Annotated in this window: 22 protein-coding genes, 1 tRNA gene and 2 pseudogenes; 13 read left to right on the top strand and 12 right to left on the bottom strand. The window is 54.3% G+C overall.

Annotation, left to right across the window (positions count from 1 at the left end):
- Window positions 1-18 precede the first annotated feature (18 nt).
- The 8 genes from citG to EKN38_RS06190 are packed head-to-tail and all read right to left on the bottom strand — an operon-like array spanning window position 19 to window position 7,327.
- A complete protein-coding gene (gene citG / locus EKN38_RS06225; RefSeq protein WP_126521834.1) occupies window positions 19-822 on the bottom strand; it encodes a triphosphoribosyl-dephospho-CoA synthase CitG in 804 nt (267 codons plus the stop codon).
- On the bottom strand, window positions 800-1,339 hold the full coding sequence (gene citX / locus EKN38_RS06220; protein WP_013098679.1) for a citrate lyase holo-[acyl-carrier protein] synthase: 540 nt from the start codon (window positions 1,337-1,339) through the stop codon (window positions 800-802). Before citX ends, citG begins: the two co-directional genes overlap by 23 nt.
- Before the next feature lie 2 nt (window positions 1,340-1,341).
- Window positions 1,342-2,859 carry a citrate lyase subunit alpha gene (gene citF, locus EKN38_RS06215; RefSeq protein WP_014833234.1) on the bottom strand — a complete coding sequence of 506 codons (1,518 nt, stop codon included), beginning with the start codon at window positions 2,857-2,859 and terminating at the stop codon, window positions 1,342-1,344.
- A gap of 10 nt (window positions 2,860-2,869) precedes the next feature.
- The gene (gene citE, locus EKN38_RS06210; RefSeq protein WP_013098681.1) at window positions 2,870-3,745 is read right to left on the bottom strand and encodes a citrate (pro-3S)-lyase subunit beta; all 876 of its coding nucleotides are present in this window, start codon (window positions 3,743-3,745) and stop codon (window positions 2,870-2,872) included.
- Window positions 3,742-4,035 carry a citrate lyase acyl carrier protein gene (gene citD / locus EKN38_RS06205; protein WP_014833235.1) on the bottom strand — a complete coding sequence of 98 codons (294 nt, stop codon included), beginning with the start codon at window positions 4,033-4,035 and terminating at the stop codon, window positions 3,742-3,744. The genes citE and citD overlap by 4 nt, the downstream gene beginning before the upstream one ends.
- Window positions 4,036-4,051: 16 nt before the next feature.
- Window positions 4,052-5,074 (bottom strand): [citrate (pro-3S)-lyase] ligase, encoded by a 1,023-nt coding sequence (citC, locus tag EKN38_RS06200; protein WP_046888619.1) that lies wholly within the window; start codon window positions 5,072-5,074, stop codon window positions 4,052-4,054.
- 10 nt (window positions 5,075-5,084) lie between these two features.
- On the bottom strand, window positions 5,085-5,948 hold the full coding sequence (locus tag EKN38_RS06195; protein ID WP_014833237.1) for a fumarylacetoacetate hydrolase family protein: 864 nt from the start codon (window positions 5,946-5,948) through the stop codon (window positions 5,085-5,087).
- A 17-nt stretch (window positions 5,949-5,965) separates the two neighbouring features.
- Entirely contained in the window at window positions 5,966-7,327 is a 1,362-nt protein-coding gene (locus EKN38_RS06190; protein WP_014833238.1) for a 2-hydroxycarboxylate transporter family protein, read from the bottom strand.
- Between the two features lie 345 nt (window positions 7,328-7,672).
- On the opposite strand from EKN38_RS06190, the gene EKN38_RS06185 reads away from it, so the two are divergent.
- Window positions 7,673-9,310, top strand: coding sequence for a sensor histidine kinase (locus EKN38_RS06185; RefSeq protein ID WP_014833239.1), 1,638 nt, complete (start codon window positions 7,673-7,675; stop codon window positions 9,308-9,310).
- Entirely contained in the window at window positions 9,300-9,992 is a 693-nt protein-coding gene (locus tag EKN38_RS06180; protein ID WP_014833240.1) for a response regulator, read from the top strand. Before EKN38_RS06185 ends, EKN38_RS06180 begins: the two co-directional genes overlap by 11 nt.
- Before the next feature lie 54 nt (window positions 9,993-10,046).
- Here EKN38_RS06180 and EKN38_RS06175 read toward each other — a convergent pair whose 3' ends face one another.
- Window positions 10,047-12,182, bottom strand: a complete 2,136-nt coding sequence (locus EKN38_RS06175) for an ornithine decarboxylase (RefSeq protein WP_014833241.1) — start codon at window positions 12,180-12,182, stop codon at window positions 10,047-10,049.
- A 181-nt stretch (window positions 12,183-12,363) separates the two neighbouring features.
- Between EKN38_RS06175 and EKN38_RS06170 the strand changes: the two genes are divergently transcribed.
- The 10 genes and pseudogenes from EKN38_RS06170 to idi all read left to right on the top strand — a co-directional run bounded on the left by EKN38_RS06170 (window position 12,364) and on the right by idi (window position 22,166).
- Window positions 12,364-13,077: a DUF554 domain-containing protein gene (locus tag EKN38_RS06170; RefSeq protein ID WP_014833242.1), complete on the top strand. Its 714-nt coding sequence runs from the start codon at window positions 12,364-12,366 to the stop codon at window positions 13,075-13,077.
- Between the two features lie 95 nt (window positions 13,078-13,172).
- A tRNA-Phe gene (locus tag EKN38_RS06165) sits at window positions 13,173-13,248 on the top strand.
- Between the two features lie 195 nt (window positions 13,249-13,443).
- Complete coding sequence (locus tag EKN38_RS06160; protein WP_126521832.1) at window positions 13,444-14,700, top strand: integrase arm-type DNA-binding domain-containing protein; 1,257 nt, start codon at window positions 13,444-13,446, stop codon at window positions 14,698-14,700.
- 603 nt (window positions 14,701-15,303) lie between these two features.
- Window positions 15,304-16,005: an RraA family protein gene (locus EKN38_RS06155; RefSeq protein WP_126521830.1), complete on the top strand. Its 702-nt coding sequence runs from the start codon at window positions 15,304-15,306 to the stop codon at window positions 16,003-16,005.
- Between the two features lie 26 nt (window positions 16,006-16,031).
- Window positions 16,032-16,562: a prephenate dehydratase domain-containing protein gene (locus EKN38_RS06150; protein ID WP_126521828.1), complete on the top strand. Its 531-nt coding sequence runs from the start codon at window positions 16,032-16,034 to the stop codon at window positions 16,560-16,562.
- A gap of 50 nt (window positions 16,563-16,612) precedes the next feature.
- A complete protein-coding gene (locus tag EKN38_RS06145) occupies window positions 16,613-17,029 on the top strand; it encodes a cupin domain-containing protein (RefSeq protein WP_126521826.1) in 417 nt (138 codons plus the stop codon).
- A gap of 168 nt (window positions 17,030-17,197) precedes the next feature.
- A pseudogene (locus EKN38_RS06140) lies at window positions 17,198-18,175 on the top strand (3-deoxy-7-phosphoheptulonate synthase); the annotation flags it as partial.
- A 356-nt stretch (window positions 18,176-18,531) separates the two neighbouring features.
- Window positions 18,532-20,760 (top strand): cytochrome P450, encoded by a 2,229-nt coding sequence (locus tag EKN38_RS06135; RefSeq protein WP_126521822.1) that lies wholly within the window; start codon window positions 18,532-18,534, stop codon window positions 20,758-20,760.
- Entirely contained in the window at window positions 20,757-21,572 is an 816-nt protein-coding gene (locus EKN38_RS06130; RefSeq protein ID WP_126521820.1) for a class I SAM-dependent methyltransferase, read from the top strand. The genes EKN38_RS06135 and EKN38_RS06130 overlap by 4 nt, the downstream gene beginning before the upstream one ends.
- A gap of 54 nt (window positions 21,573-21,626) precedes the next feature.
- Complete coding sequence (gene idi / locus EKN38_RS06125; protein ID WP_126521818.1) at window positions 21,627-22,166, top strand: isopentenyl-diphosphate Delta-isomerase; 540 nt, start codon at window positions 21,627-21,629, stop codon at window positions 22,164-22,166.
- A gap of 235 nt (window positions 22,167-22,401) precedes the next feature.
- Here idi and EKN38_RS06115 read toward each other — a convergent pair.
- Together EKN38_RS06115 and EKN38_RS06110 are read right to left on the bottom strand one after the other, a co-directional pair.
- Window positions 22,402-22,896 (bottom strand): annotated as a pseudogene (locus EKN38_RS06115) (recombinase family protein); the annotation flags it as partial.
- Window positions 22,897-23,081: 185 nt separating this feature from the next.
- Window positions 23,082-23,450, bottom strand: coding sequence for a winged helix-turn-helix transcriptional regulator (locus EKN38_RS06110; protein ID WP_126521814.1), 369 nt, complete (start codon window positions 23,448-23,450; stop codon window positions 23,082-23,084).
- A gap of 101 nt (window positions 23,451-23,551) precedes the next feature.
- Here EKN38_RS06110 and EKN38_RS06105 point away from each other — a divergent pair, with 101 nt between their 5' ends.
- Window positions 23,552-24,298, top strand: coding sequence for an NADPH-dependent F420 reductase (locus EKN38_RS06105; RefSeq protein WP_126521812.1), 747 nt, complete (start codon window positions 23,552-23,554; stop codon window positions 24,296-24,298).
- A 305-nt stretch (window positions 24,299-24,603) separates the two neighbouring features.
- On the opposite strand, the gene EKN38_RS06100 is transcribed toward EKN38_RS06105, so the two are convergent.
- On the bottom strand, window positions 24,604-25,230 hold the full coding sequence (locus EKN38_RS06100; RefSeq protein WP_126521860.1) for a VasL domain-containing protein: 627 nt from the start codon (window positions 25,228-25,230) through the stop codon (window positions 24,604-24,606).
- Between the last annotated feature and the right edge of the window lie 3 nt (window positions 25,231-25,233).

The following is a 25,233-nucleotide window of genomic DNA, read 5'->3' as shown; positions in this document are numbered from 1 at the left end:
GGCGAAGCCGCCACCCGGCTATTTTATTGCAGCAAGCACCCACCCCACCGACAGCAAATCCGCGCTACCACCCGGGCTCAAATTTCGCTTTATCAATGCGTTATCCATTCTACGCAACGCTTCATTATCCCAGCCGTCAGCCAGCAGTTCCCGCGCATAGCCCTGAACATAGCCTAGCCCCTCAATGCCGCCGCGCGACACCAGATTGCTGTCCTGATTGATTGCCATCAGGCGTAACAGCAGGCCGTGAAGTGAATGTCCGTTCCACTGCGCCAGCGCCTTACGCACCGTCGCAAAACCGCTCTCCGCCTCGCCGCGCGCGCCGGTTAAGCCGTACTGCCGGAACTGCCGCTCCCCCGCCGTCGCCTGCCCGCTGCGTGTGGCCAGCTCTCGCGAAACCAGCCCGTTGCAGATGTTACTCACCTCACAACAGAGGCTTTCTGCGGAGATATTTTTCACACGCCCGGCGGCAAAGCACAGTAACCCCTGGGCAAAAATGCCCCCTTTGTGCGTGTTCACCCCGTTCGTCGCGGCATACATCGCCTGCTCACAGGCCATCCCCATCGGGCGGAGGATCCGTAACTGTTCGCCAGCGGGTTTCTCGGCATGCGCGTTACCCAGCTCAGCAAAGCGCGAAAACCACGGCGTAATCGCCATAATGCTGCGGACAAACAGCGCGTGATCCATATCGCGATGGGAGCCGTTATTGAGCCTGTCCACCAGCCCCGGTTTCGGTGTCAGCTCCAGCTCCTGCCACAGCGCTTCTGCGGCAAGCGCGGGGACGTCAAGCGGGCGCGGTTTAGTCGCGAGCAAACCAGTCATCGATCATCTTCTCCACGCGCGCCACCACCTGCTCCACAGGATGTTTGCGCGAACGGGAACAGGCGTGGGCAGGTTCATCGCAAATCAGGCAGCGTCTGAGATGTGAGCCCAGCGACTGGCGTCCAACGTGGCCGTTTTCAGGGCAAATCACATCCAGATCCCACAGCCTGCCAAGCGGATGCGTCTGCTCCAGCTCCGCACAGTGGGCTTTGATTTCTGCCGCGGGATGGGCCACGCACCACAGCGCTTCGGGCCCGGTCGGAAGCCACAGCACCTGGCGGTCCAGCACCTGCCAGCGGTTTTCCCACAGCAGCTGATCGCACATCTGTAACGCCACGCCCATGGTGTTGCGATAACGCAGGCTGTCTTTGATCTCCCCGGGTGTTACCAGCGTGAGGGAGATCACCGGTTGTTGATAGTGCGTGAGCCAGTCAGCCTGACGGGCTGCGCGGCGCTCTTTCGCCGCCAGCAGCGCGTCCAGGCTGACACCCGCTCGCACGGGTGTCGCAATGGTCATATTCACTCCTTTACCTGTCGAACGGTGTCGATCACGCTGCCGTCGCGGTAGCGGATCACCCCGACAATTTTGTCTGTGAACTCAATCGGTTTCGGTACGCCTGTCAGCGAAATTGCCCGCTCATAGAGGGCGTTGATATCAACAACCTTCAGCCCTGCTTCCATGAGGCGTTCGCGGATCTCCGGGCGTGCCGGGTTAACCGCAATGCCATGATCGGTGACCAGCACGTCGATGCTCTCCCCCGGTGTAAGGTGTGTGGTAACGCGCTTCACCACGGTCGGAATGCGGCTACGCAGCAGCGGCGCAACGACGATGGTCAGGTTCGCTGCGGCGGCCACGTCGCAGTGCCCGCCGGACGCGCCACGCATCACGCCGTCGGAGCCGGTAATGACGTTAACGTTGAAATCGACGTCAATCTCCAGCGCGCTGAGGATCACCACGTCCAGCTGATCGCAGCTTGCCGCCTTACTGCCGGGGTTGGCGTAGACGTTAGTGGAGATCTCCACGTGGTTCGGGTTGCGCGCCAGCGAGGCCGCCGCCTGGCCGTCAAAGCACTGGGTATCGAGCAGCTTTTCGATCAGCCCCTTCTCGTGCAGATCCACCAGGCTGCCGGTGATGCCACCCAGCGCAAAGCGTGCCTTCACGCCGCTGCGCTCCATCTTCTCTTCCATAAAGCGGGTGCAGGCCGTGGCCGCCGCGCCGGAGCCGGTCTGCATCGAGAAGCCCGGTTTGAAGTAGCCGGAGTGCTCAATCACATCCGCCGCATAGCGGGCAATCATCAGCTCGCGCGGATTGCTGGTGACGCGCGCCGCGCCGACGCTGATTTTCGCCGGATCGCCCACGCTCTCCACCTGCACGATGTAGTCCACCTGATCCTGCACCAGGCTGGCGGGCATATTGGGGAACGGCACCAGTTCTTCCGTCAGCAGCACCACCTTGCGGGCAAAATGGGCGTCCACCATCGCATAGCCCAGCGAGCCGCAGCACGATTTGCCGTGCGTGCCGTTGGCGTTACCAAACTCATCGCTGCACGGCACGCCGAGGAACGCCACGTCAATGTTCAGCTCACCGTCCTGCAGCAGCTTCACGCGCCCGCCGTGGGAGTGAATTTGCACCGGCTCGTCCATCAGCCCGAGGGAGATGGCCTCCGCCAGCCTGCCGCGCATGCCGGAGGTGTAAATCCGGGTGATGACGCCGCTCTCAATATGTTCGATCAGCGCGTCGTTGCAGGTCATCAGCGAGCTGGAGGCGAGGGTCAGGTTTTTGAAGCCCATCCGCGCCAGCAGCGCCACGACGGTGTTGATCACCCGGTCGCCTTCGCGAAACGCATGGTGGAAGGAGATGGTCATGCCGTCCTGCAGGCCGCAACGCTTAACCGCCTCTTCAATGGAAGCGCAGAGTTTGCGGTTGTGTTTCGTGTCGCTGTCCGCCAGCCACGGCGTGGCGCTGTGGGCGGTATCAAACGGTTTTAACGCCCGCAGATGGGGAAAATTCACATGGAGAAGTTCTGTCTGGTTCATTGTGTCATCCTTACCGACGCACGCCGGAGGCCGCCGCGCGTTCAAGCACCACCTGCGCGTGGTTAATAATCGGTGCATCCACCATCTTGCCGTTGAGCGACACCACGCCAAGGCCGTTACGTTCGCCCTCTTCTGCCGCTTCAATCACCCGCAGGGCGTGATCCACCTCTTCCTGGGTTGGCGCATAGGCGTTATGCAGCAGGTCTATCTGGCGCGGGTTGATCAGCGATTTGCCGTTAAAGCCCATCTTGCGGATCAGATCGACCTCGCGCAGGAATCCGGCCTCGTCGTTAACGTCTGACCACACCACGTCGAAGGCGTCGATGCCTGCCGCGCGGGCGGCGTGCAGCACGGCGCAGCGGGCGTAGAACAGCTCGGTGCCGTCGCCGCGCTCGGTCTGCATATCCATCACGTAGTCAAAGGCCGCCAGTGCAATACCAATCAGGCGCGGCGAGCTGCGGGCAATCGCCACGGCGTTGATGACGCCAATAGCCGATTCAATCGCCGCCATCACGCGGGTAGAACCAACCTCGCGCCCGCACTCCTGCTCGATACGCTCAAGGTGGCCTTCCAGTTCGTAGATGTCGTCCGGGGTGTCGGTTTTCGGCAGGCGGATCACGTCCACGCCGGCGCGCACGGCGGCTTCCAGATCCAGCAGGCCAAACGGCGTGCTCAGCGGGTTAATGCGCACCACGGTTTCGATGTCCTGATACATCGGGTGCTGCAGGGCGTGGAACACCAGCATTCGCGCGGTGTCTTTCTCGCGCAGGGCAACGGCGTCTTCAAGGTCAAACATGATGGAGTCTGGACGGTAGATAAACGCGGTTGAAAGCATGGCGGCGTTGGCGCCGGGCAGGAACAACATACTGCGGCGGAGTTTGCTCATTTCAGCGCCTCCCAGTTGATAGCCTGTTCATCGGCGGCACGCAGAAGCGCACTTTGCAGGCGGGCGCGGATCACACAGTCCAGCGCCCCTTTGTCTTCAATAATGATCAGTCCCTGGTGCACGTTCATGGCGTGCAATGTCTCGTTGACCACCTGGCGAATTTGCTCGCCAAACTGCTTAATCACTTCACTGTGGATGACTATCTCCAGCTCGCCGTGAGCGGGAGCAATTTTCACCATCAGGTCGCTGGACTCCTGCGTTCCGGCCAGCGCCTCCCTTACAATTTTCATGATAAATTCCTGGTAGTTAAGCGACTTCGGCACTCGCACGGTAGTGTGCTTCGAGATGCGCGAAGGTGGAGTCCGGGACAATCTCCCGGATCCGGGAAAACTGCTGAGTCTTGAGCAAGCGGCGCACTTCCGACGCCGAAATGGCGTTGCCGGTGGCCTTGATGCGCGGCATTTCCACCACCTCAATCTGCGGGCTCAGCAAGGCGTGCAGCGTCTGGTTGTACTGACGGGTGATATCGCAAAACGGCTCAGAGCCGATAAAACGATGGGTAATGCCCAGCGCCGGTGCGATAAAGTCCCGGAAGATCAGCACGTCGATTTCGCTCCACGCCTGCTGCACTTTGCCGGTCTCTTTCAGGAAGTAGGCCGGGAAGGTGGCGCGGGAGATGATGTACTGCGAGCCTTCGTGCACGGTCACATTTGGCAGATGCGCGACGCCCGCACGCACCATTGCAAGGCGCGCGCTGAACGGGAAGAACGAGGCATCTTCACGCACCACAAACAGGTGCAGGGCGTCACACTGCATCGCCGCCTGCTCCACCAGATGACGGTGGCCGAGGGTGAACGGGTTGGCGTTCATCACTATCGCGCCAGTCTTCTCCCCGCCCTTGCGCATCCTGCCCAGGGAACGGCAGTAACGCTCGATCCCCTGCGGAGTGTTCTCCATCAGCACGGCGTTGTTGCCGCTCTGGGCAATTGGCCAGAAGCCGCTGCGGGCAAAACGCGCCTTATTGCACGGGCGCGTGCAGAGGAAGAGGTGAAAATGTCCGCGTTCCAGCGCCGCATTCTGCACCTCCGCCAGCAAGCGCGCGCTAAGGTTCTCGCCGCGAAGCTGCTCGTTGACCGCCACGCATTTGATAACGTTGGCGGCCAGCCCGGCGCAACCCACCAGCTGCGCGCCGGACCAGGCTTCGACAAACAGCGTGATGTCGTTGTCCAGGCCCAGGCCGCTGTCTGCCAGCAGGTAACGGATCTGGCTTAAGCGTTCCGGGTGTTTCGCCACCAGCGTGTGGCGAAAATCGATGGGTTGACTGTTCATGCCGCCTTTCTCAGTGTGCCGCCGCAAGCCCGGTAGCTGGCGCTTCCACAATCACGTTGCTCAGATGACCGATATGCTCGATCTCCACTTCAATGCGATCGCCCTCTTTCATAAACAGCGGCGGATTACGCTTTTTCCCCACCCCGCCCGGGGAGCCGGTGATGATCACATCGCCCGGACTTAAGCGAGTAAAGGTGCTGATGTACTCGATCAACTCCGCAACCTTGTGGATCATGCTGCTGGTGTTGTCTTCCTGCACCATGCGGCCGTTCAGCCAGGTGCGGATCGCAAGCTGATGCGGGTCCGGGATCTCATCGGCCGTGGCCATCCACGGGCCAAACGCGCCGGTCTGACGCCAGTTTTTACCGGCAGTGAACCAGGTGTGCTGCCAGTCGCGGGCGGAGCCGTCCATGTAGCAGCTGTAGCCCGCCACGTGGTGCAGCGCCTCATCGCGGCTGATATTCTCTCCGCCTTTGCCGATGATCACCGCCAGCTCGCCTTCGTAGTCGAATTCGCTGGAGTGGCGCGGCTTCAGCACCGGTTCGTTGTGGCCGGTCTGAGAATCCGGGAAGCGCACGAACAGCGTCGGTGCCGGGTTGTGCTGGTCAAACTCCTTGCGCTTGTCGGCGTAGTTCATGCCCACACAGAGGATTTTTTCCGGCTGCTCAATCACCGGTAAGAAGGTGATGGCGCTCATCGGCACGTCCACAGCATCGTTCAGGTAACGGGTGGCCTGCGCCAGCCCGTTGCCCTGCAGCAGCGCTTTGAGGTCGCTGTAGCGGTCGCCGAGACGGCGACCTAAATCAATCACACCTTCGGCCTGGACGATGCCGTAGCTGCGTTTTCCCTGGTATAAAAAGCTTGCGAGTTTCATTGTTCTTTCCTGAAAACTTAAACGAGGAAGTTGCCCAGAATCAGCAGTGAGATAGAGACGTTAATCGCGCCGCCGATACGGGTAGCAATCTGGGCGAAGGGCATCAGGCTCATACGGTTGCCTGCGGTCAGGATCGCCACGTCACCGGTGCCGCCCTGGCCGCTCTGGCAGCAGGAGACGATGGCGACATCAATCGGGTGCATACCAATCTTTTTGCCGACGAAGAAGCCGGTCGCCACCAGCGAAGAGACGGTACTGATAATCACCAGCAGGTTAGTCAGCGTGAAGGCCGCGACCAGTTCATGCCATGGGGTGATCGCCACACCCACCGCGAAGAGAATGGGATAGGTCACCGAGGTCTGGAAGAATTTGTACACCACCTGAGAGCCTTCCAGCAGACGCGGAGAGGCACCGTTGCAGAGCTTCACCAGCACCGCCATAAACAGCATGCCAACCGGCGCAGGCAGACCAATCAGCTTGTGGCCGAGCATGCCCAGCATGTAGAGCAGCACCGCCAGCAGCGCACCGGAGGCGATGGTGGTGACGTCCGCTTTGCCGGAGAACGCCGGTTGAGAAACGGTGGCATCGGCATTCGCGCGGTTCGGCATCAGCTGACCTTCACCGGTCAGGTGTGGATAACGCTTGCCCAGCTGGTTCAGACAGCCGGAGATGATGATGGCGGTCAGTCCGCCGAGCATCACCATCGGCAGCACGCGGCCGAGCGCCACGCCCTGATCCATGTGCAGCAGGGTGGCATAGCCGATGGAGAGCGGGATTGCCCCTTCGCCCACGCCGCCCGCCATAATCGGCAGAATGATAAAGAAGAAGATCTGGAACGGCTCAAGACCCAGTGCCAGACCCACGCCCATCCCCACCAGCATGCCGACGAGCTCGCCGCACAGCATCGGGAAGAAGATGCGCAGGAAGCCCTGAATCAGCACCGTGCGGTTCATGCTCATGATGCTGCCGACGATAATGCAGCAGATGTAGAGGTAGAGAATGTTGGTGGATTTGTAGAACCTGGTGGTGGACTCGACCACCACGTCCGGCAACAGGCCGTAATAGACCAGCGCGGAAGGGATAAAGGTGGCGCAAATTGCCGCCGCGCCGAGCTTACCGACAATCGGCAGGCGTTTGCCAAACTCACCGCAGGCAAAGCCGAAGAACGCAAGCGTGGCCACCATCACCACGATATCGCTTGGCAGTTTTCCGCCCAGACAATCAATGGCAATCAGCGCGCCCGCCAGAACGAACAGCGGCAGAGGAATAATCCCGATTTTCCAGGTATCCATAATATGCCACCAGCGCTCTTTGAGCGATGGCCGCTGAATATCAATCGGGTCGTGGGTAACAGAGAAAGAATCGTCAGTTGTGCTCATAATAAGCCCCTTGGTTATTTTGTGCGTTCAGCTTAGAGTCACAAAGGCTTACTTTATGTGAGGAATGGCATATTAAAAGCGAAGTTTTAATGGCAGCTATGGTTTTAATGGTTTCTTTTATTTAATGTGATTTGCCCCTTATTTATTGCCGTGGTTTTTATGGTTTCTTTTCTAAATTGAACAAACAAATAACATTTAACTGTGCGCAGTTAAGCGCGAAAGCCTTTCAGATAAATCTTTTACAGCCCTTGCTGTGCAAGGGATCACAAGTTTTCTGCAAAGCGGGCATCCGCATGAAAAAAGATGATATATTGGCGATCTTCGTTGATACCACGCGTGATAGTTATGAAAGTATCGTTTCAGATTAAGCTGTTTGTTTCGCTGGTTGTCTTTTTCTCAGTGCTTTTTGCGCTACTGGGCGGATATTATTATGTCGACGTTGGCCGACAGCTTTATCAGGAAATGAGTGCACGCGCAAAAATACAGGCTGAAGAGATCGCGCTTATTCCGTCATTGCGAAAAGAAGTCGAACAAAAAGATATCAACGCCATTCACGATTTTATGCAGAAAATAGCCACCCACAGTGACGCCAGTTTTATTGTGATTGGCGATAACAAGGGGCTGCATCTGTTTCATTCCGTTTTTGCAGACAGAGTGGGTCATACGCTGGTCGGAGGCGACAACGAAGAGGTGCTGCACGGCAAAAGCACCACCACCATCCGCAAGGGAGGACTGGGCATTTCGCTGCGCAGCAAAGCGCCCATTTTTAACGATGCCGGTCAGGTGGTGGGGATTGTCTCGGTGGGCTATCTCACCAGCTACCTTGATACCATCACCGTCAGTAAAGTGGTCAACATCCTGATTGCCGCCGTACTGCTACTGCTTGCCCTCTTTATCTTCTCCTGGTTCTTTACCCGCAGTATCAAGAAGCAGATTTTCTCCCTGGAGCCGAGAGAAATTGGTCTGCTGGTGCGCCAGCAGAAGGCGATGATGGAGTCCATTTATGAAGGGGTGATCGCCATTGACGATGAACGGCGAATTGAAGTGATCAACCAGGCGGCGCGCAAACTGCTGGGCCTGAGCCAGCCTGCCCGGGAACTGCGCGGGCAGTTGATAAACGAGGTGATCGATCCGGTGCCGTTCTTCGAAACACAAACCATGCTCGCCAAAGACACCCATGACGAGATTTGCCGCTTTAACGATCTCACGGTGATCGCCAGCCGGGTGCGGATCATGCTGGAGGACTCGCTGCAGGGCTGGGTGATCACCTTCCGCGATCGCAACGAGATCGACTCGCTCAGCGCCCAGCTCAGCCAGGTCAAACGCTATGTCGATAACCTGCGCATCATGCGTCACGAGCAGCTAAACCGGATGACCACCCTCTCCGGTCTGCTGCATATGGGCCGCTATGAGGAGGCGATTGGCTACATTCAGGCGCAGTCGGAACACGCCCAGGAGCTACTCGACTTTATCTCTTCGCGCTTCAGCTCCCCGACCCTGTGCGGCCTGCTGCTGGGGAAAGCCGCGCGGGCGCGAGAGAAAGGGGTGGAGCTGAATTTCGACCCGGCCTGTCGGCTGGACAGACCGTTCCTCGCGCTGCCTGAAGAGGCGCTGATTTCTATCATTGGCAACCTGCTGGATAACGCCATTGAAGCGACCCAGCGCTCGCCGCTTCCGCATGCTCCTGTGGAAGTGCTGATAAAACTGAGCGAACAAGAACTCATCATCGAAGTGGCCGATCAGGGCGTGGGCATTAAACCGGAGATCCGTGACAGGATATTTGAGCGCGGCATCACCACCAAAACGCGCGGCGATCACGGCATTGGTTTGTATCTGATCGAAAGCTATGTCACACAGGCAGGCGGTGCAATTGAGGTTGCCGATAACACGCCGCGGGGGGCGATTTTCTCACTGTTCATCCCCGCCACGGGAACCGCCCGGCATCCCGCACAGGAACAGGAAAATACCGATTATGCAACATGAACTTATCGACGTACTGATTGTTGAAGACGAGAACGAACTGGCGCAACTGCACGCAGAGCTGATCGGCAAACATCCGCGTCTGAGACTGGTGGGGATTGCCTCGTCGCTGGCGCAAGCGCAGGTTGAACTTGAAAGTAAACAGCCGCAGCTGATGTTGCTGGATAACTACCTGCCGGACGGGAAAGGTATCACCCTTATCAGTAACCCCATGCTCGCCCGCGCCAACTGTTCGGTAATTTTCATCACCGCCGCCAGCGATATGGACACCTGCAGCCAGGCCATTCGTAACGGGGCGTTTGATTACATCCTGAAGCCGGTTTCCTGGAAGCGGCTCAGCCAGTCGCTGGAGCGTTTTGTGCAGTTTGCTGAGCAACAGCGGGTCTGGAAGATTGTCGACCAGCAGAACGTCGATTCCCTCTATCAGCTACAGGCGAAAAACTACCGCCAGGACAACGGCAGCAAAGGCATTGAGGAAAATACGCTGGCGCGGGTGCAGGCGCTGTTTAACGACAAGGCGACGCACTGTTTTACGGTGGATGAGGTGGTAAGCGAAACGGGGTTGAGTAAAACCACCACCCGGCGCTATCTGGAGCACTGCGTGGAGGCAGGTTTTCTGACGGTGGAGATGCTGTACGGCAAGATTGGGCATCCGCGGAGGATGTATAAACGTAGTGCGGTTTGAAGAAAAGTTCCCTCTCCCTGTGGGAGAGGGTTAGGGTGAGGGCAACAGCCCGCACTATCTCAATACATACCCATAAAGCCGCTTAATCCCGTCGGCATCCTTTTCGCTGTATACGCCCTGCAGCTCCGGCGAGAAGCCCGGCAGCAGGTTAATCCCCTCTTCCAGCGCCAGGAAGTAGCGCTGCACCGCCCCGCCCCAGACTTCGCCCGGCACTACGCAGAGCACGCCTGGTGGATATGGCAGCGCGCCTTCGGCGGCAATACGGCCTTCTGCATCACGGATGCGCACCAGCTCCACGTTCCCGCGAATATACGCCTGATTGGCATCCTGCGGATTCATTACCACCGCGGGCAGGCTCTCCTTGCGGAACATCGCTTTCTGCAGATCTTTCACATCAAAACTGACGTAAAGATCGTGCATCTCCTGACACAGCTGGCGGAGTGTGTAATCCCTATAGCGCACCGGGTATTTCTGGTAGATGGTCGGCAACACGTCCGCCAGCGGCGTATCGTCTTCAATATGCTGTTCAAACTGGCCAAGCATCGCCACCAGCTGCGCCAGCTTCTCGCTGCTTTCGGCAGGCGTCAGCAGGAAGAGGATCGAGTTGAGATCGCACTTCTCCGGCACGATGCCATTTTCCCGCAGATAGTGCGCAAGGATGGTCGCCGGAATACCGAAATCAGTATATTCCCCGGTTTCAGCATCGATGCCCGGCGTGGTCAGCAGCAGCTTGCACGGATCGACAAAATACTGATCGCGGGCATAACCCTCAAATCCGTGCCATTTCGCGCCCGGCTCAAAGCTGAAGAAACGACGTTCGCTGGCGATGGCCTGAGTGGGATGATCCTGCCACGGACGGCCTGCCACCACTGGCGGAATAAACGGTTTGATCATATGGCAATTTGCAATGATCGCCTTACGCGCTTCAATCCCCAGCTCGACGCACTCCGCCCACAGCCTGCGTCCGCTCTCCCCTTCGTGAATTTTTGCGTTCACATCCAGTGCCGCAAACAGGGGATAAAACGGGCTGGTGGAGGCATGCAGCATAAACGCGTTGTTCAGGCGCTTGTGTGGACAGAAACGCGCCTGGCCCCGGATATGGTTATCCTTTTTATGGATCTGCGAGGTTTGCGAGAACCCGGCCTGCTGTTTATGCACCGACTGGGTCACGAAAATGCCCGGATCGTTCTCGTTCAGCTCCAGTAACAGCGGGGAGGTTTCCGCCATCATCGGAATGAACTGCTCGTAGCCCACCCAGGCGGAGTCAAACAGAATGTAATCGCACAGATGGCCGATCTTGTCGATCACCTGACGGGCGTTGTAGATCGTGCCATCGTAAGTGCCAAGCTGGATCACTGCCAGGCGGAACGGGCGGGTCTCGTCTGCCTTCTCCGGCGCCACGTCGCGGATCAGATTGCGCAGGTACGCGTCGTCAAAGCAGTGTTCGTCAATCCCACCGATAAAGCCAAACGGGTTACGCGCCGCTTCCAGATACACCGGCGTCGCGCCTGCCTGAATCAGGGCCCCGTGATGGTTGGATTTGTGGTTATTGCGATCAAACAGTACCAGATCGCCACGGGTCAGCAGCGCGTTGGTCACCACCTTGTTGGCCGCCGACGTACCGTTCAGCACGAAGTAGGTTTTATCCGCATTGAACACTTTCGCAGCGAACTTTTGCGCATGCTTGGCGGAACCTTCGTGGATCAGCAGATCGCCGAGCTTCACGTCGGCATTGCACATATCGGCGCGAAAAACGTTCTCACCAAAGAAGTCATAGAACTGTCGTCCCGCCGGGTGTTTTTTGAAAAACGCCCCGTGCTGGTGGCCCGGACAGGCAAAGGTGCTGTTGCCCATTGCAACATACTGGCTCAGGGTGTCGAAAAACGGCGGTAATAGGTTCTCTTCGTAACGACTGGCGGCAGATTCCAGTTCCAGGAACTCCTGCGCTTTACCCGAGATGACAGCCGTGGCGCCCTCGGGCACGTCCATCAGCTCTTGCGAGAATAGATAGACCGGTAAATGAAAGCCCGTGCGTTTCAGCAACGCAAGAATGCCGCTGCGACTCTCCGCGAGCGTAATGACGACTGCCGCCACATCGGTGAAATCAGTGTTATCCAGCGTCACCTTTTCGCGATGCGTGGACACAGTGGAAACCAGCTCACGGCTGACGGCGATTTTCATGGTTTTCATAGGCGCTATTACCCTCACCGAACGGTGAGACAGGGAGGAGAAAATTCGCGCAATAATGTCACCTTTTATTTTGAGGTGCAAGAAGGAATCAGTATGCACTTCACCACCCAAAGCTAAGCCTAAATGAGCGCTGGCGTGTCATAATCATGCAATACCAATGATTAAGTAACAGGAGTTTTCCGTGGTTATCGGGCCATTTATCAACGCGGGTGCCGTATTGCTGGGCGGCGTACTCGGTGCAGTGTTAAGTCAGCGATTACCGGAGCGTATTCGCGTCTCTATGCCCTCCATTTTCGGCCTGGCCTCACTCGGGATTGGTATTCTGCTGGTGATCAAATGCGCTAACCTGCCGGTTATGGTGCTGGCCACCCTGCTCGGGGCGCTGATTGGCGAGTTTTGTTATCTGGAAAAGGGGATTAACAACGCGGTCAGCAAAGCGAAAAACCTGATAGCCCGGCCGGGCAAAACCAAACACGGTACCCACGAGACGTTTATTCAAAACTACGTTGCCATCATTATTCTTTTTTGCGCCAGCGGCACCGGGATTTTCGGCTCGATGCAGGAAGGGATGACCGGTGACCCCAGCATCTTAATCGCGAAGGCGTTTCTCGATTTCTTCACCGCTACGATTTTTGCCACCACGCTCGGTATCGCGGTGGCCGCGATTTGTGTGCCAATGCTGCTGATTCAGCTGGCGCTCGCCACCTGCGCCACCCTAATCCTTCCGCTGACCACGCCCGCGATGATGGCGGATTTTACCGCCGTTGGCGGTCTGCTCCTGCTGGCAACAGGGCTGCGCATCTGCGGGATCAAGATGTTCGCGGTGGTGAATATGCTACCTGCCCTGCTGCTCGCCATGCCGCTTTCCGCGCTGTGGACCCACTTTTTCGCTTAGGATTACGACGAACTGGTGAGAGATTGTGCAGTCTGTAACGAAAACAACATTTTTCGTTGACGACGGAGAGTGAATCGGGTTTAATGCGCCCCGTTGCCCGGATAGCTCAGTCGGTAGAGCAGGGGATTGAAAATCCCCGTGTCCTTGGTTCGATTCCGAGTCCGGGCACCAAATTCATATCAACGGACCTCCACGGAGGTCCGTTTTTGCATTCTGAGCCCGCCAAAACCAACGCTTCAATAATCCCTTAATTCCACCCAACTCAATCAACTTCAACCCGCATCAAGTCCCTTGCGAGGGTACAACTGAGGGTATAGTCTGATTCGATAAAATTTATACCCCTTTTACTATCAGGAGATACCGCCAATGGCGCTCACTGACGCTAAAATCCGTGCAGCCAAACCGGTTGAAAAACCTTATAAACTTGCCGACAGCGGCAACATGTTTTTGCTTGTTCACCCTAACGGCTCACGCTACTGGCGGCTCCGCTACCGGTTTCTGGGCAAAGAGAAAACGCTCGCTCTGGGTGTCTATCCTGAAGTCTCGTTATCAGAAGCAAGGGAAAAACGCGATACGGCGAGGAAGCTGATAGCTGAGGGAACTGACCCGTGCGAACAGAAACGGATCAAAAAATCGGTACCCGAAACAGCTCAGACATTTGAAGGCATCGCAAGGCAGTGGCATAAGAGCAACAAAAAATGGTCAGCTTCACATAGTGAGAAAATACTGAAAAGCCTCGAAACTCATGTGTTTCCCTTTATTGGCTCACGTGACATTACCACCCTCAGGACTCCCGATTTACTTGTTCCAGTAAAGGCTGCCGAAGCCAAAGAGATCTATGAGATTGCAGCACGCCTTCAGCAGCGTATCACTGCAATCATGCGCTATGCTGCCCAGTCAGGCATTATCACCTATAACCCTGCCGTGGATATGGCTGGCGCGTTAACCACGGTGAAACGCCAGCACCGCCCGGCCCTCGCCTTAAATCGCATTTCAGAGCTTCTTGAACGACTGGATGCATACAGAGGACAACCTCTCACCCGGCTGGCAACTAAACTCACCCTGCTTATCTTCATCCGTTCCAGTGAACTACGCTTTGCCAGGTGGTCTGAGATCGACTTTGAGAAAGCCATGTGGACCATTCCTCCTGAGCGGAAACCTATAGAAGGGGTCAAGTATTCCCATCGTGGCTCAAAAATGCGTACAGAGCATCTGGTTCCACTGTCAACCCAGGCACTGGATATTCTGCAGCAGATCCACACTATCAGCGGAGAACATGAACTGGTTTTCACCGGCGATCATAATCCATGGAAACCCATGAGTGAAAATACAGTAAATAACGCACTACGCCTGATGGGCTACGACACGAAAGTGGATGTATGTGGTCACGGCTTCCGGGCAATGGCCTGCAGTTCGTTGATTGAGTCAGGGTTATGGTCAAGGGACGCTGTTGAACGCCAGATGAGTCATCAGGAGCGAAATGGTGTTCGCGCAGCCTACATACATAAAGCAGAGTTTATGGATGAGCGCAGGCTGATGCTGCAATGGTGGGCTGATTTTCTTGGTGCAAATGAGGAGAAACCAGTAAGCCCCTTTGACTATGCCAAACAGTGCTCTAGATAGTTGCCATCCAATACCGAACCAAAATTGAACTGGAAGATGTGAGCTTCAGCCTGGCAGAGTGAAGGTGCAAAAATAGCATTCACGCCCTTCCTCATATTGAGCGGGGCAGTGTCTAAACAGCACAGAGAGTGGATCCTCTTCACTTACAGTAAGCTATATTTTTACTTAATAACAAAACGTGCCAGTGAAATGTTCGATGAAATTGGCATCGCATATGGTTTCCGTCAGTGATGGTCATCATACTACTGAACCCATTTTTTATGAAATGGAATTGAATTTACCCTTAATAAATATATGATACATGCATGTAAAAAAATTAAATATATCTAATATCTCCTTCAGGATTGGTTTTCTTTGTTGCCGTTATAAACAATAGCGGCAACATACAACCAACGACAATTGGTTGTTTTAATTGATTTAATATCACCAGTCACATTCTTGCTGCAAATAATTCACAGAGATATCTTTACTAACCATAATATTAAGTCTATTTATTTACTCACTGGAGATTATGCGCATCATGACATAATTCAGTTTTTTTACGCTGACATCTTTCAACAGGATCACATCAATCGTTTACGCACTTTTTAATACGGGGGAGCCATGTCATTTGAATTAATATCACCTCAGTTACTGACGGAGTTCAGAACCAGAAAAATAAGTAGCGCTACCGTTATTGATATTCTTGATGGCCTGCAGGCCGGTAATGCGCTGACGCACAAAATACAGGCAATGAATGCGCACGACCATTATTTTGCTGCCCAGGCTTATACCGTTAGCTGGAAAATGGTGCGTAAAAGCAGTGACATCATGCAGGCACAGCCCGCTACCTGGGCTCAGGTCAGTCGTTTTCTGGTGCCCGAGCTACACAGCGGAGCGGGTCTGGTCTACGTGGCCGGTGCAGGTCCGCTGTTGACCCATGCCGCGCTGGCGGGAGGTATGAGCTGCACTTATTTCGAACAACTGGGCTTCGCCGGCGTGATTCTGGGGGGGGCAGTGCGCGACCTGCGTGAAATTAAGCAACTGTCGATGCCAGTGCTCGCCAGTAATCCCATTCCCACCGATACCCAGGGCGCTTACTGGGTGGCCGAAACCGGCACCCACTGCCAGATAGAACAGGTCACGGTGCAAAGCGGTGATTTGATGGTCTCGGACATCAACGGCACGGTGGTGGTACCCCAGGCACTGACAGCACAACTGCTGCAGCAGGCACTCTCTGTCGACAGTACAGAAAACGCCATGCTGGAGAAAATCAGACAGGGCGCACGCCTGCCCGAGCTGATTAATATCACCGGCCGAATTTAACCCCCCCTTTATTAACGAGATAAATCATGATAACTGTCCATACCCTGGGGCCAGCAGGCACCAATTGCGAAAAAGCGGCTCATCTGTGGCTGAAGAATAACGGTCATCATGGCGAGGTTAAATTACATCAGACGCTTGAGGATGCAGCTCAGTATATGAGAAATACCAACGGTGCTGATATTTTATTGGGGTGTATCGTTTATCCGCATCTCCATCACCTGGTGTTTAAAAACCTCAGTTATTTAAAGCTAATCGATTGCTTTGTCATGAATACCCATAATATGGTTTTCGCTGGCAAAAACCTGGACCCGGGTGAGATCAAAACCGTAGGTTCTCACCCGGCACCACAGGATTTAATTCACCAGGTACCCGGCATCAGTAAACAACTGTCCATCAAACTGTTTAATTCCAACAGCGAAGCAGCACGTCAATGTGCAGCGAATGCGGTCGATGCATGCATTTCCACCGATATATCTGCCCGCAGCAGCGGCCTGACCATACTGACCGACTTCGGCCCGGTACCGATGGGGTTTTCCATCCATGCAAAAATCGGCTGATACAGGTAATGAGTTTTAACGTAAACCAAACCCAAAAAACAGGTATCCCTATGAGCTTACATTTAGGCAGCGAAATGATCCCTTACGATATGGATTTACAGCGTCCGGAAGGAACCGAAAGCAAAATTACCGCCAGATTCGTGCACGGTGTGGGTTTTACCCTGGCGTTCTGGAAATTTAAACCCGGAGCTAAAATTCCCGAACATAAACACTTACATGAAACAGCCACCTCTGTTCTGCAGGGCTCGCTACGCCTGACCGTCGATGGACGCACCCTGTATCTGCATGCGGGCGATACCTTCATTATTCCCTCCTGGGCTGTTCACCATGCTGAAGCACTGGAGGATTCTGAGGTGCTGGATGTCTATACGCCGGTGCGTGAGGATTACGTGGCCAGGCAAAATGGTGTGACCGAAACCTACCTGACCCGGTCACAACGTGCCGACCAGATTGACGGTGAGCCGTAATCATCCTGTTTGTGGCCCGATTCTGCTGTTCCTTCTGGAGTGAGCATTATGATATTCGCCCATGATATAGACGTGCTGACCGGTGAGTTCAGCCGGGAAAGAGAATTGTCCTGTCGTAACCCCAGCATGCCGCCGGCAAAGCATGAGGACTAGTCACCCGCGTCATGGCGGCATTTTCCCGCGAAACAGCTGCCGGTTTATCCGGATGTATGCGCGCTGCAATACTGTGAGAAACAACTTCAGCTGAGCCCGCCGCTGGTGCTGGCCGGCGAAATACGCCACTGTCAGCAACAGTTTGCCCAGATCGCCGAAAGGCGTGGCGTTCTGCTGCAGGGCGGTGACTGCGCCGAATCGTTCGCTGATTGCCAGGCTACCGCTGTCCGCGATCACGTTCTGACCATGACGCAAATGGCAGTATTGATTCAGCAGGCTACCGGGCTGCCGGTGCTGAAAATAGGCCGTATTGCCGGACAGTTCGCCAAACCTCGCAGCCAGCCGGAAGAAACTGTTGGCGAACTCACCCCACCCAGCTTCCGCGGCGAAATTATCAATGATCGCGAATTTAGTCCCCATGGCCGCACGCCGGATCCGATGCGCATGCTACACGCCTATCACCACTCGGCCTCCACCCTGAATCTGTTACGCGCGCTGGATAACGCCGTCTTTACATTTTACACCACACAGCAGCAGGAATGCCTTCACCCCTGCGTGACCGAGCAATACTACCGGACGCTGCGCACACAGCTACAGGACAGTTGCCGCCGTGTCAACGATCAGCGGCCACGCCAGCCGCTGTTTACCAGCCACGAAGCGCTATTGCTTAATTATGAGGAGGCGTTAACCCGCCGGGATCTCGCCTGTGGCGGCTGGTATAACTGTTCGGCGCATATGTTGTGGCTGGGGGAACGTACCGGTGATATCGATTTCGCTCATGTCGAATATCTGCGCGGTATCGCCAACCCCGTCGGCATCAAGTGCGGGCCGGCAATGACACCGGACAGGCTGCTCGACCTGCTGAAGCGGTTAGACCCGCACTATACACCGGGGAAAATCGTGCTGATCGCACGAATGGGCCTGACGCAGATAAACACCAGACTCCCCGGGCTAATCCAGGCTGTTAAGACCTCCGGTCATCCGGTGATTTAGCTGGTCGATCCGATGCACGGCAATACCCGGGGTCTGATGCTCAGAGGAACGAAAACTCACGTTAAGGAATTTTGGTAATGAGATGATAAAAAAGGATCCGGAGCCCCCTTTAGTGAGTTCTTGTGTTTCATCGTAATAAACATATGCATCGAGTCTAGTGGGAGCGAAGCTGAAAAATGCAACATAAGTTTTTTGTGAACTGAAACTGAGTAAAAATCACGAATGTATGAAATGATTTTAACAGAGCTTACCCATTGACAATTCATGGAGTTGAAATGTTGTCGCAGGCTTAACGTTTTGATGACTGGAGAATTGAATGCAAAGCTAAGGAAAAGTTGTTCCAAAAGGAGAGCGTCATGAAACTAGTACACACTAAAAGTTATCCAGGCATGAACCACTGTTGTAAGTTACCGTCGACACCGTTGATCGTTCCTGATATTCAGTTTCCTTTCACCGCCCCTCCTCCGCGTTCCGACAGTGATCAGTTGCGGACGTGTGCACTCACTTGGGCGCAGCGTTACGGTTTGATCGGCCGCCGCGGGGCACATCGGCTAAGTACTACGCCATTGCTTGAACTGGGGTTCGCGTTATGTGGGAGAGCTCCCACAGAACGTGCCGAAATTCTGGTGTGCTGGTATCTCTGGGCACTCATTCTTGATGACCGTATTGATGACGGACCATGGGCGGAAAACGGGGCGTTGGAGCATTTTGTCACCTCGGTGCAGGCTGTGATCGGGAACGACGAGAGTGCTAATCTTTCGGGAAAAATCAGTCAATTTGATGACCCAATGCTTGTTGTCTTGGTCGATGATTTGTGGCCGCGAACCCGGAACTTAGGAGACGATCGTTGGCGGCATCAGCTCGTGCAAAATTTAGTCCGGCATCTCCGTGCACAAACGACGCTGGTACGAATGCGGGAAATAGACGCGGCGGTTACGTTGGCCAAGTATTTGCCTTTGCGGCGAGATTCATTTGGAGCACTGTTCTTCTTTGATCTCATCGACGCGGCAGAAACTCTCGACCCGTACCAACATTCAGCGGACATCGAATGGTGGAACACACTGCGTGAACACTGTGCTAACATCATTGCATGGACGAACGATATCCATTCGGTTGCCAAAGATGTGGTTTGTGGTGAGCGCTTCAACCTGGTATCAATACTGGCGGACACCACAGGCATCGACTGGTCTACCGCGATTGAATCCGCTCATCAGATGGTGAAAACAGCTGTTGCAGAATTCACTGCAGCTGCTACGCAGCATACAAGTTACGGGCTGTCTAAAGCGACTGACCCTGATCGCCTACGTTATATTGTCCGTGCAGCAGGCGACTGGCATCGGACCGTTTCTCGCTATCACCTGCAGAACACAAATTCTACAGCACAGTCCACTCGACAGGTGGACCTGAAACTTACTCCTCCCACGCTTAAATCCCGACAATTCGAAATCGACCCTTATCCCTTGTATGAGCGTCTACGGACCACCATGCCAATCGTATACGACGAGCCCACGGATGTGTGGCTTATCAGTCGGTACGTGGATGTCAAAGCCGCATTGACTCACCCAAATGTGAGCAATAACAATTACACATGGCAGATTGGACCACTGCTGGGACGCACTATTGTCGCTATGGACGGTTGTGAACACGCTCAACACAGAGCGTTGCTTAGCCCGGCATTTCGCGGCAAAGCACTTGAAGTACTCAGAGACTCCATCACGTCAGTTACTACCGACCTGCTGGCGCAGATGCATGGTCGAACTCAGGTTGATCTCATTGCTGATTTTACCTCAGTGTTGCCGGTTCGCGTGATGGCTCGTGCGCTGGGTCTCCCGGCTAACACTTCCCAGGAGCTGGAACAGCTAAAAAACTGGTGCGCCATCGGCTTCTCTTATTTGGGCAACTATCGACAGGATCCGGCACTGTTGACTGGGGGCTTATCCAACCGGGATAGTTTTTATGAATTCATTCAACCATATATCGACGCCCGCCGTGCTCAACCTACAGACGATTTGATCTCGCATTTACTGGCGGCACGAATCGACAATAAGCCTTTATCCGAGACGTTCATCAGGGCTTACTGTGCAATCCTGATGACAGCGGGTAGTGAGACCAGCCACGGAGCCTTAGCTAATCTTATTGCCAATCTGTTGAGTGAGCCAGGTGTCAAAGATGCGGTGATGACCAATCCCGACCTGATGGATAATGCGCTCACCGAAACTTTGCGGCGTAATCCTCCTCTGCAACTCGTTCTCAGGGAAGCGAATGAATCACTAGATTTACCGTCAGGAACACTCCCTTCTGGTGCGACCTTTGCATGTCTAATCGGCTCAGCCAACCGTGATCCAGATAGATTTCCCGATCCCGACACCTTCAATATGTCACGCCCCAATCAGACGACAAGCCATTTTGCTTTCGGTGCTGGACGTCATTTTTGCTTGGGGGCGATGCTGGCACAGATGGAGATTACGACTGCCAGCCGTATGTTATTACAGACGTTTCCGGGCGTGCGTTGGGCGCCGGGGTTTCAGCCTACAGAACACGGATTTCTCAACCGTTGTCCTCATCGACTGGAGGTAACATTATGACCGTCACCGCCCCCTCAGGGAAAACCTGTTATACCCAAAGTTATCTCGGTGACCAGTGCGCCAGTCAATTAGCACGACTTCGTACCCTGGAATATGCCTTTGACCCGTTAAGTAAAACGGTTTTTGACCAGATGACTCTTCCGGCCAGGTCTAGCATCCTTGATCTTGGTGCTGGTGCGGGATCTCTGGCAGGCTGGCTGGCCAAGAGATATCCCGATGCTACAGTCACCGCCACCGACATTGACACCCGATTCCTTATAGATATACCTGGTATTCGGGTGATAACCCATAATGTTGTGGCCGATGATTTCCCTGCTGCTTCCTTTGACGTGGTGCACGCTCGGGCGCTCCTGTGTCACCTCACCGATCGTGAAGACGTATTGACTCGAGCCGTCAGTTGGGTTCGTCCGGGCGGTTGGTTAGTGATAGAAGATGTGAGTCTACAACCAAGTTTGAGAACTACGAACCCGTTGTTCCGAAAAGTCGCCCAAGCTGGTATCTCTCTTTTGGAGCGGTCAATTGGTTCCGATATGCTCTGGGCCGATACTCTCCCCAGCCGGTTACGTGCCAGAGGGCTATCCCAAATAGAGAGTCGCACCCTTGAAGGCCACATCGGCGACAACAGTCCAGCCGATACCTTTTGGGCTGCAACCACCGCCCAAGCTGGACCAGCGCTGCTGAAACTTGGGCTACTCACCCAAAACGACCTTGATGCCATGGCAAACCTGCGTGCCGATCCTGAGTTCACTGACGCTGCTTTGACATTCGTCAGCGCCTGGGGACAAGTCCCCGAACATGGGTTGACGGCATAGTGCTGTCCCCACACATTGCCCCCGGGGGGCAATTGCACAAAAGGGAATACAAGAATGCTCAACGATGTCGTATTAGTTAACTCACAAGATGTACAAATCGGTGTCTGTAATAAACGAATCGCGCACCAGGGAACGGGAAAGCTCCACCGCGCATTTTCGGTGCATCTAATCAACAGCGCCGGGCATCATTTACTTCAGTGTCGTGCTGCAGGAAAAATGCTTTGGCCAGGTTTCTGGTCGAATGCTTGCTGCAGTCATCCGGCACCTGGTGAAACGATTATGGACGCTGCGTCTCGTCGCCTGCGCGAAGAATTAGGGATATCTGCCTCCTGCCGCTACATATATAGTTTTGAGTACCATGCTCTTTATGGCTCGATTGGTGCGGAAAATGAATTATGTCATGTATTAGTTGCGCAATCTGATGATGTGGTCTGTCCTTCGACTGAAGAAGTCAGCGATACCACGTGGCTGACCCGGACTGAAGTATCAGCCCGGCTTTCAGAATCAGAAGCTCAATTCACACCCTGGTTTCGAATGGAGTGGCGTTGTCTTTTATCTGAGTACCCTTCGTTCGATACTGTAACGGCTAACTAAAACGTTGCACTAATTCAGTGCGCATTGTTGTGCTCAATGTTCATATTCATCCCGTGCATGTAGCGCTACCTCTTCCCCTGGGACCTGGAGGTATTTTCAGGCCCAAGGGATGGCTTTGTAGTCTTTCCCAAAGACGAACCGCAAGCAGTTAAGGCTCCACGTGCATTTCCTCGAAAAGTGCCACGCGATCTCTAAAAAACCATTATTATCATAATATTGACCTATAAAATAGACTCTACTGTGTGACCTTGTCGTCTTCCAGAATTTTATAAACCGTGGAGCGGGTTATGCTGAGCTGCCGGGCTATCGCCGTAGCGCCATTACCTTCCTGGTGAAGCACCAGCACGGCTTTACGGTCGATGGTGCGCCGGCGCCCGAATCGGACGCCTTTCAGTTTCGCTTCCTCCCGGCCTTCATTGGTGCGCTCCAGTATTCTTCGCCTTTCGGCCTGCGCAACGGCTGAAAGAATGGTGACCACCATCTGGCCCATTTCTCCGTCGGTACTGATCCCGTCATCGATAAACCGGACAGCCACGCCCTGGGCGTCGAATGCTTTAATCAGCTGGATCATATCGGCGGTGTCACGGCCAAGACGGTCGAGCTTCTTCACAAGGATGACATCTCCTTCCTCCACCGTCATCCGCAACAAATCCAGCCCTTCCCGATCGGTTGAACTGCCGGATGCCTTGTCGGTAAAGATGCGGTTGGCTTTCACCCCCTCGTCATTAAGGGGTCAGTTTGGATATCGAAAATTATTGTACGTTAAGGTTATTTTTTGTACCTCTGAGCTATGGTAAAGCTTGACCACTTTGACAGGCAGCTTTGAGCGAGGAGCGGACGTCGGTTATCACGAAACAAGTCTCGAAGATCATTTCGGAAAATATAAACAATTCGGAATATACCGGCCTGATAATCTCAACCAGACTCAAGGCCAAGAGTTTCCCTACGCAGCAGGGCCCATTCAATCAATGCCGCCATAGATGGACCCAGTGCTGTTCCCAGTTCCGTGAGGGAATATTCAACACGAGGCGGGACTTCAGGATAAAGCGTTCGTAGTACAATCCCATCTTTTTCCAGCTGCTTAAGCTGCTGAATGAGCATCTTTTGATTTACACCCTCTATCTTACGTTCAAGTTCAGAAAAGCGCAGTGGGACTTTAGCGGCGAAAAGCTGGCATAAAATTATTGTCTTCCATTTACCTTCAATAATCTTCAGGGCTTCGCTGGTAGCCTGCGCCCATACGAGTCGTTGTTCAGGTACATCACAATGCCAGTCTCTTTCCATACTTACCTCCAGGTAAGCAACCCACTATTTTGTAGGTTCTTGTCGTTATCACAGTATGGGATTAGTGTACCCCCTATTGCTTACAACTTCAGGAGTTAAATATGAAAATCGGCGTAATTGGTACAGGCAATATTGGCGGTACGCTTGCACGTAAGTTAAGCGAAGCTGGGCATGAGGTAAAAGTGGCAAATTCACGCGGTTTAGACGCTGTAAGGAAATTTGCCGGTGAAATTAACGCAGTGCCGGCGGACATTCATGGTGTAGTTACTGACATAGATGCCGTTATTCTGTCAATTCCATTCCCTGCGGTGAGTAGTCTGCCTGATGGGCTTTTCTCGGGTTTACCTCCACATGTCCCTGTCATTGACACGAGCAACTATTATCCAGGTCTGCGTGATCCGCAGATTGCTGCGCTGGATGCAGGTCAGACGGAAAGTGAATGGGTTCAGGAGCAGATTGGGCATCCAGTTATCAAAGCCTTCAACAATATACTCGCCGACTCTCTGGCAGGACTGGGACTGCCTGAAGGGAGCCGCGGTCGCCTGGCGGTTGCAGTAGCAGGAGATAATTCAGCCGCCGTACAGGTCACTATGTCGCTGGTTAACGATACCGGCTTTGACCCCGTATTTTCCGGATCTATCGCTGAATCGTGGCGTCAGCAGCCGTGCACACCATCCTATTGTTGTGACTGGGAGGCTGCCACCATGCTTCGCGCTTTCCCTCTGGCGAAAAAGGGAGAAGGACGGGCCCGTCTGCCCTCACTTTATGCCAGCTTCGGTAAGCTGGGTGAGGCACCGACTCATGAAGATATCATTGATAACAATCGATCCATCAACTGGCCTGTATAACGTGGCTGCCGGTGATTAAGAAAGTTGCGCCTGTCAGAGTAACGGCAATATGTCTATTCTTTAGAATAATCAATGGTCAGAAGCTGGATTAACAAATCCGTTCCAGGGATGCTTTTGGTTTGCGTTGGCGTCTGATCATTAATTTATCCTCGAAATCCATACCTCATTGATAACGAACCAGCTCCGTGAACGTCCGCTGTTGGCACACAGCGGACTTTACTTACATAGATGATGTGTCAGTCTGCTAGTCACAGGGAGTTAACTATTACGCCATGACTGCAAATAAACACGGTTATTTCAGCTTTTTAGGTTTTATGAAGCGCTTGTATCCGGCAAACCTGTGACGCGCTGTAGCCCGTAGCATCAGCCGTTTCCTGGATACTCAGTTTCTTTACCTGTCGGTAGTACAGGACTTTCTGATGTCGCTCCTGATCGGCCTGTTTACCCCGGTATTTCCCCAGTGTATGTGCCCGTTCAATTCCCTGTTTTTGCCGCTGGCGGCGGCTCAGCCAGTCCTTATGCGACATCGCGGCCATCAGGTCGATAAGCATGTTATTGATGGCTGTTATCACGGCGCGGGTGATTGGGTCAGCCTGCTGAATCTGCTGCTGACGCTGCGGAGAGTCTTCAGGGAGCAGTCTCAACTGCCGAAGCTGTTCTTCCACCGGCACGGTCTGCCGGAAGCTTGTCAGCATGCCAAAGACCTGCGATTTAAGTTCACTGACGGTGATGTATTTTCCCTTCTGGCCATCAAGTGCATTCAGTTTATCGGCAAGAGCCTGAAGCTGCGTCATACCGTCATGCCAGCCGTTCGTTTTATCGACAGGAAGTACTGAGATATTAATCTGCTGTTGCCACTGCTGTACCAGGGCCTTAGCCTGTTCCGGCCACAATACCTGAACCTGTTCGATGAGCTTTCTGCTGTATGCAATATC

It is taken from the genome of Enterobacter sp. WCHEn045836 (assembly GCF_003965585.1).
Classification (GTDB): domain Bacteria; phylum Pseudomonadota; class Gammaproteobacteria; order Enterobacterales; family Enterobacteriaceae; genus Enterobacter; species Enterobacter dissolvens.
The sequence above is the reverse complement of the archived record's forward strand: the minus strand, read 5'-3'. Positions and strand labels throughout refer to the sequence as shown.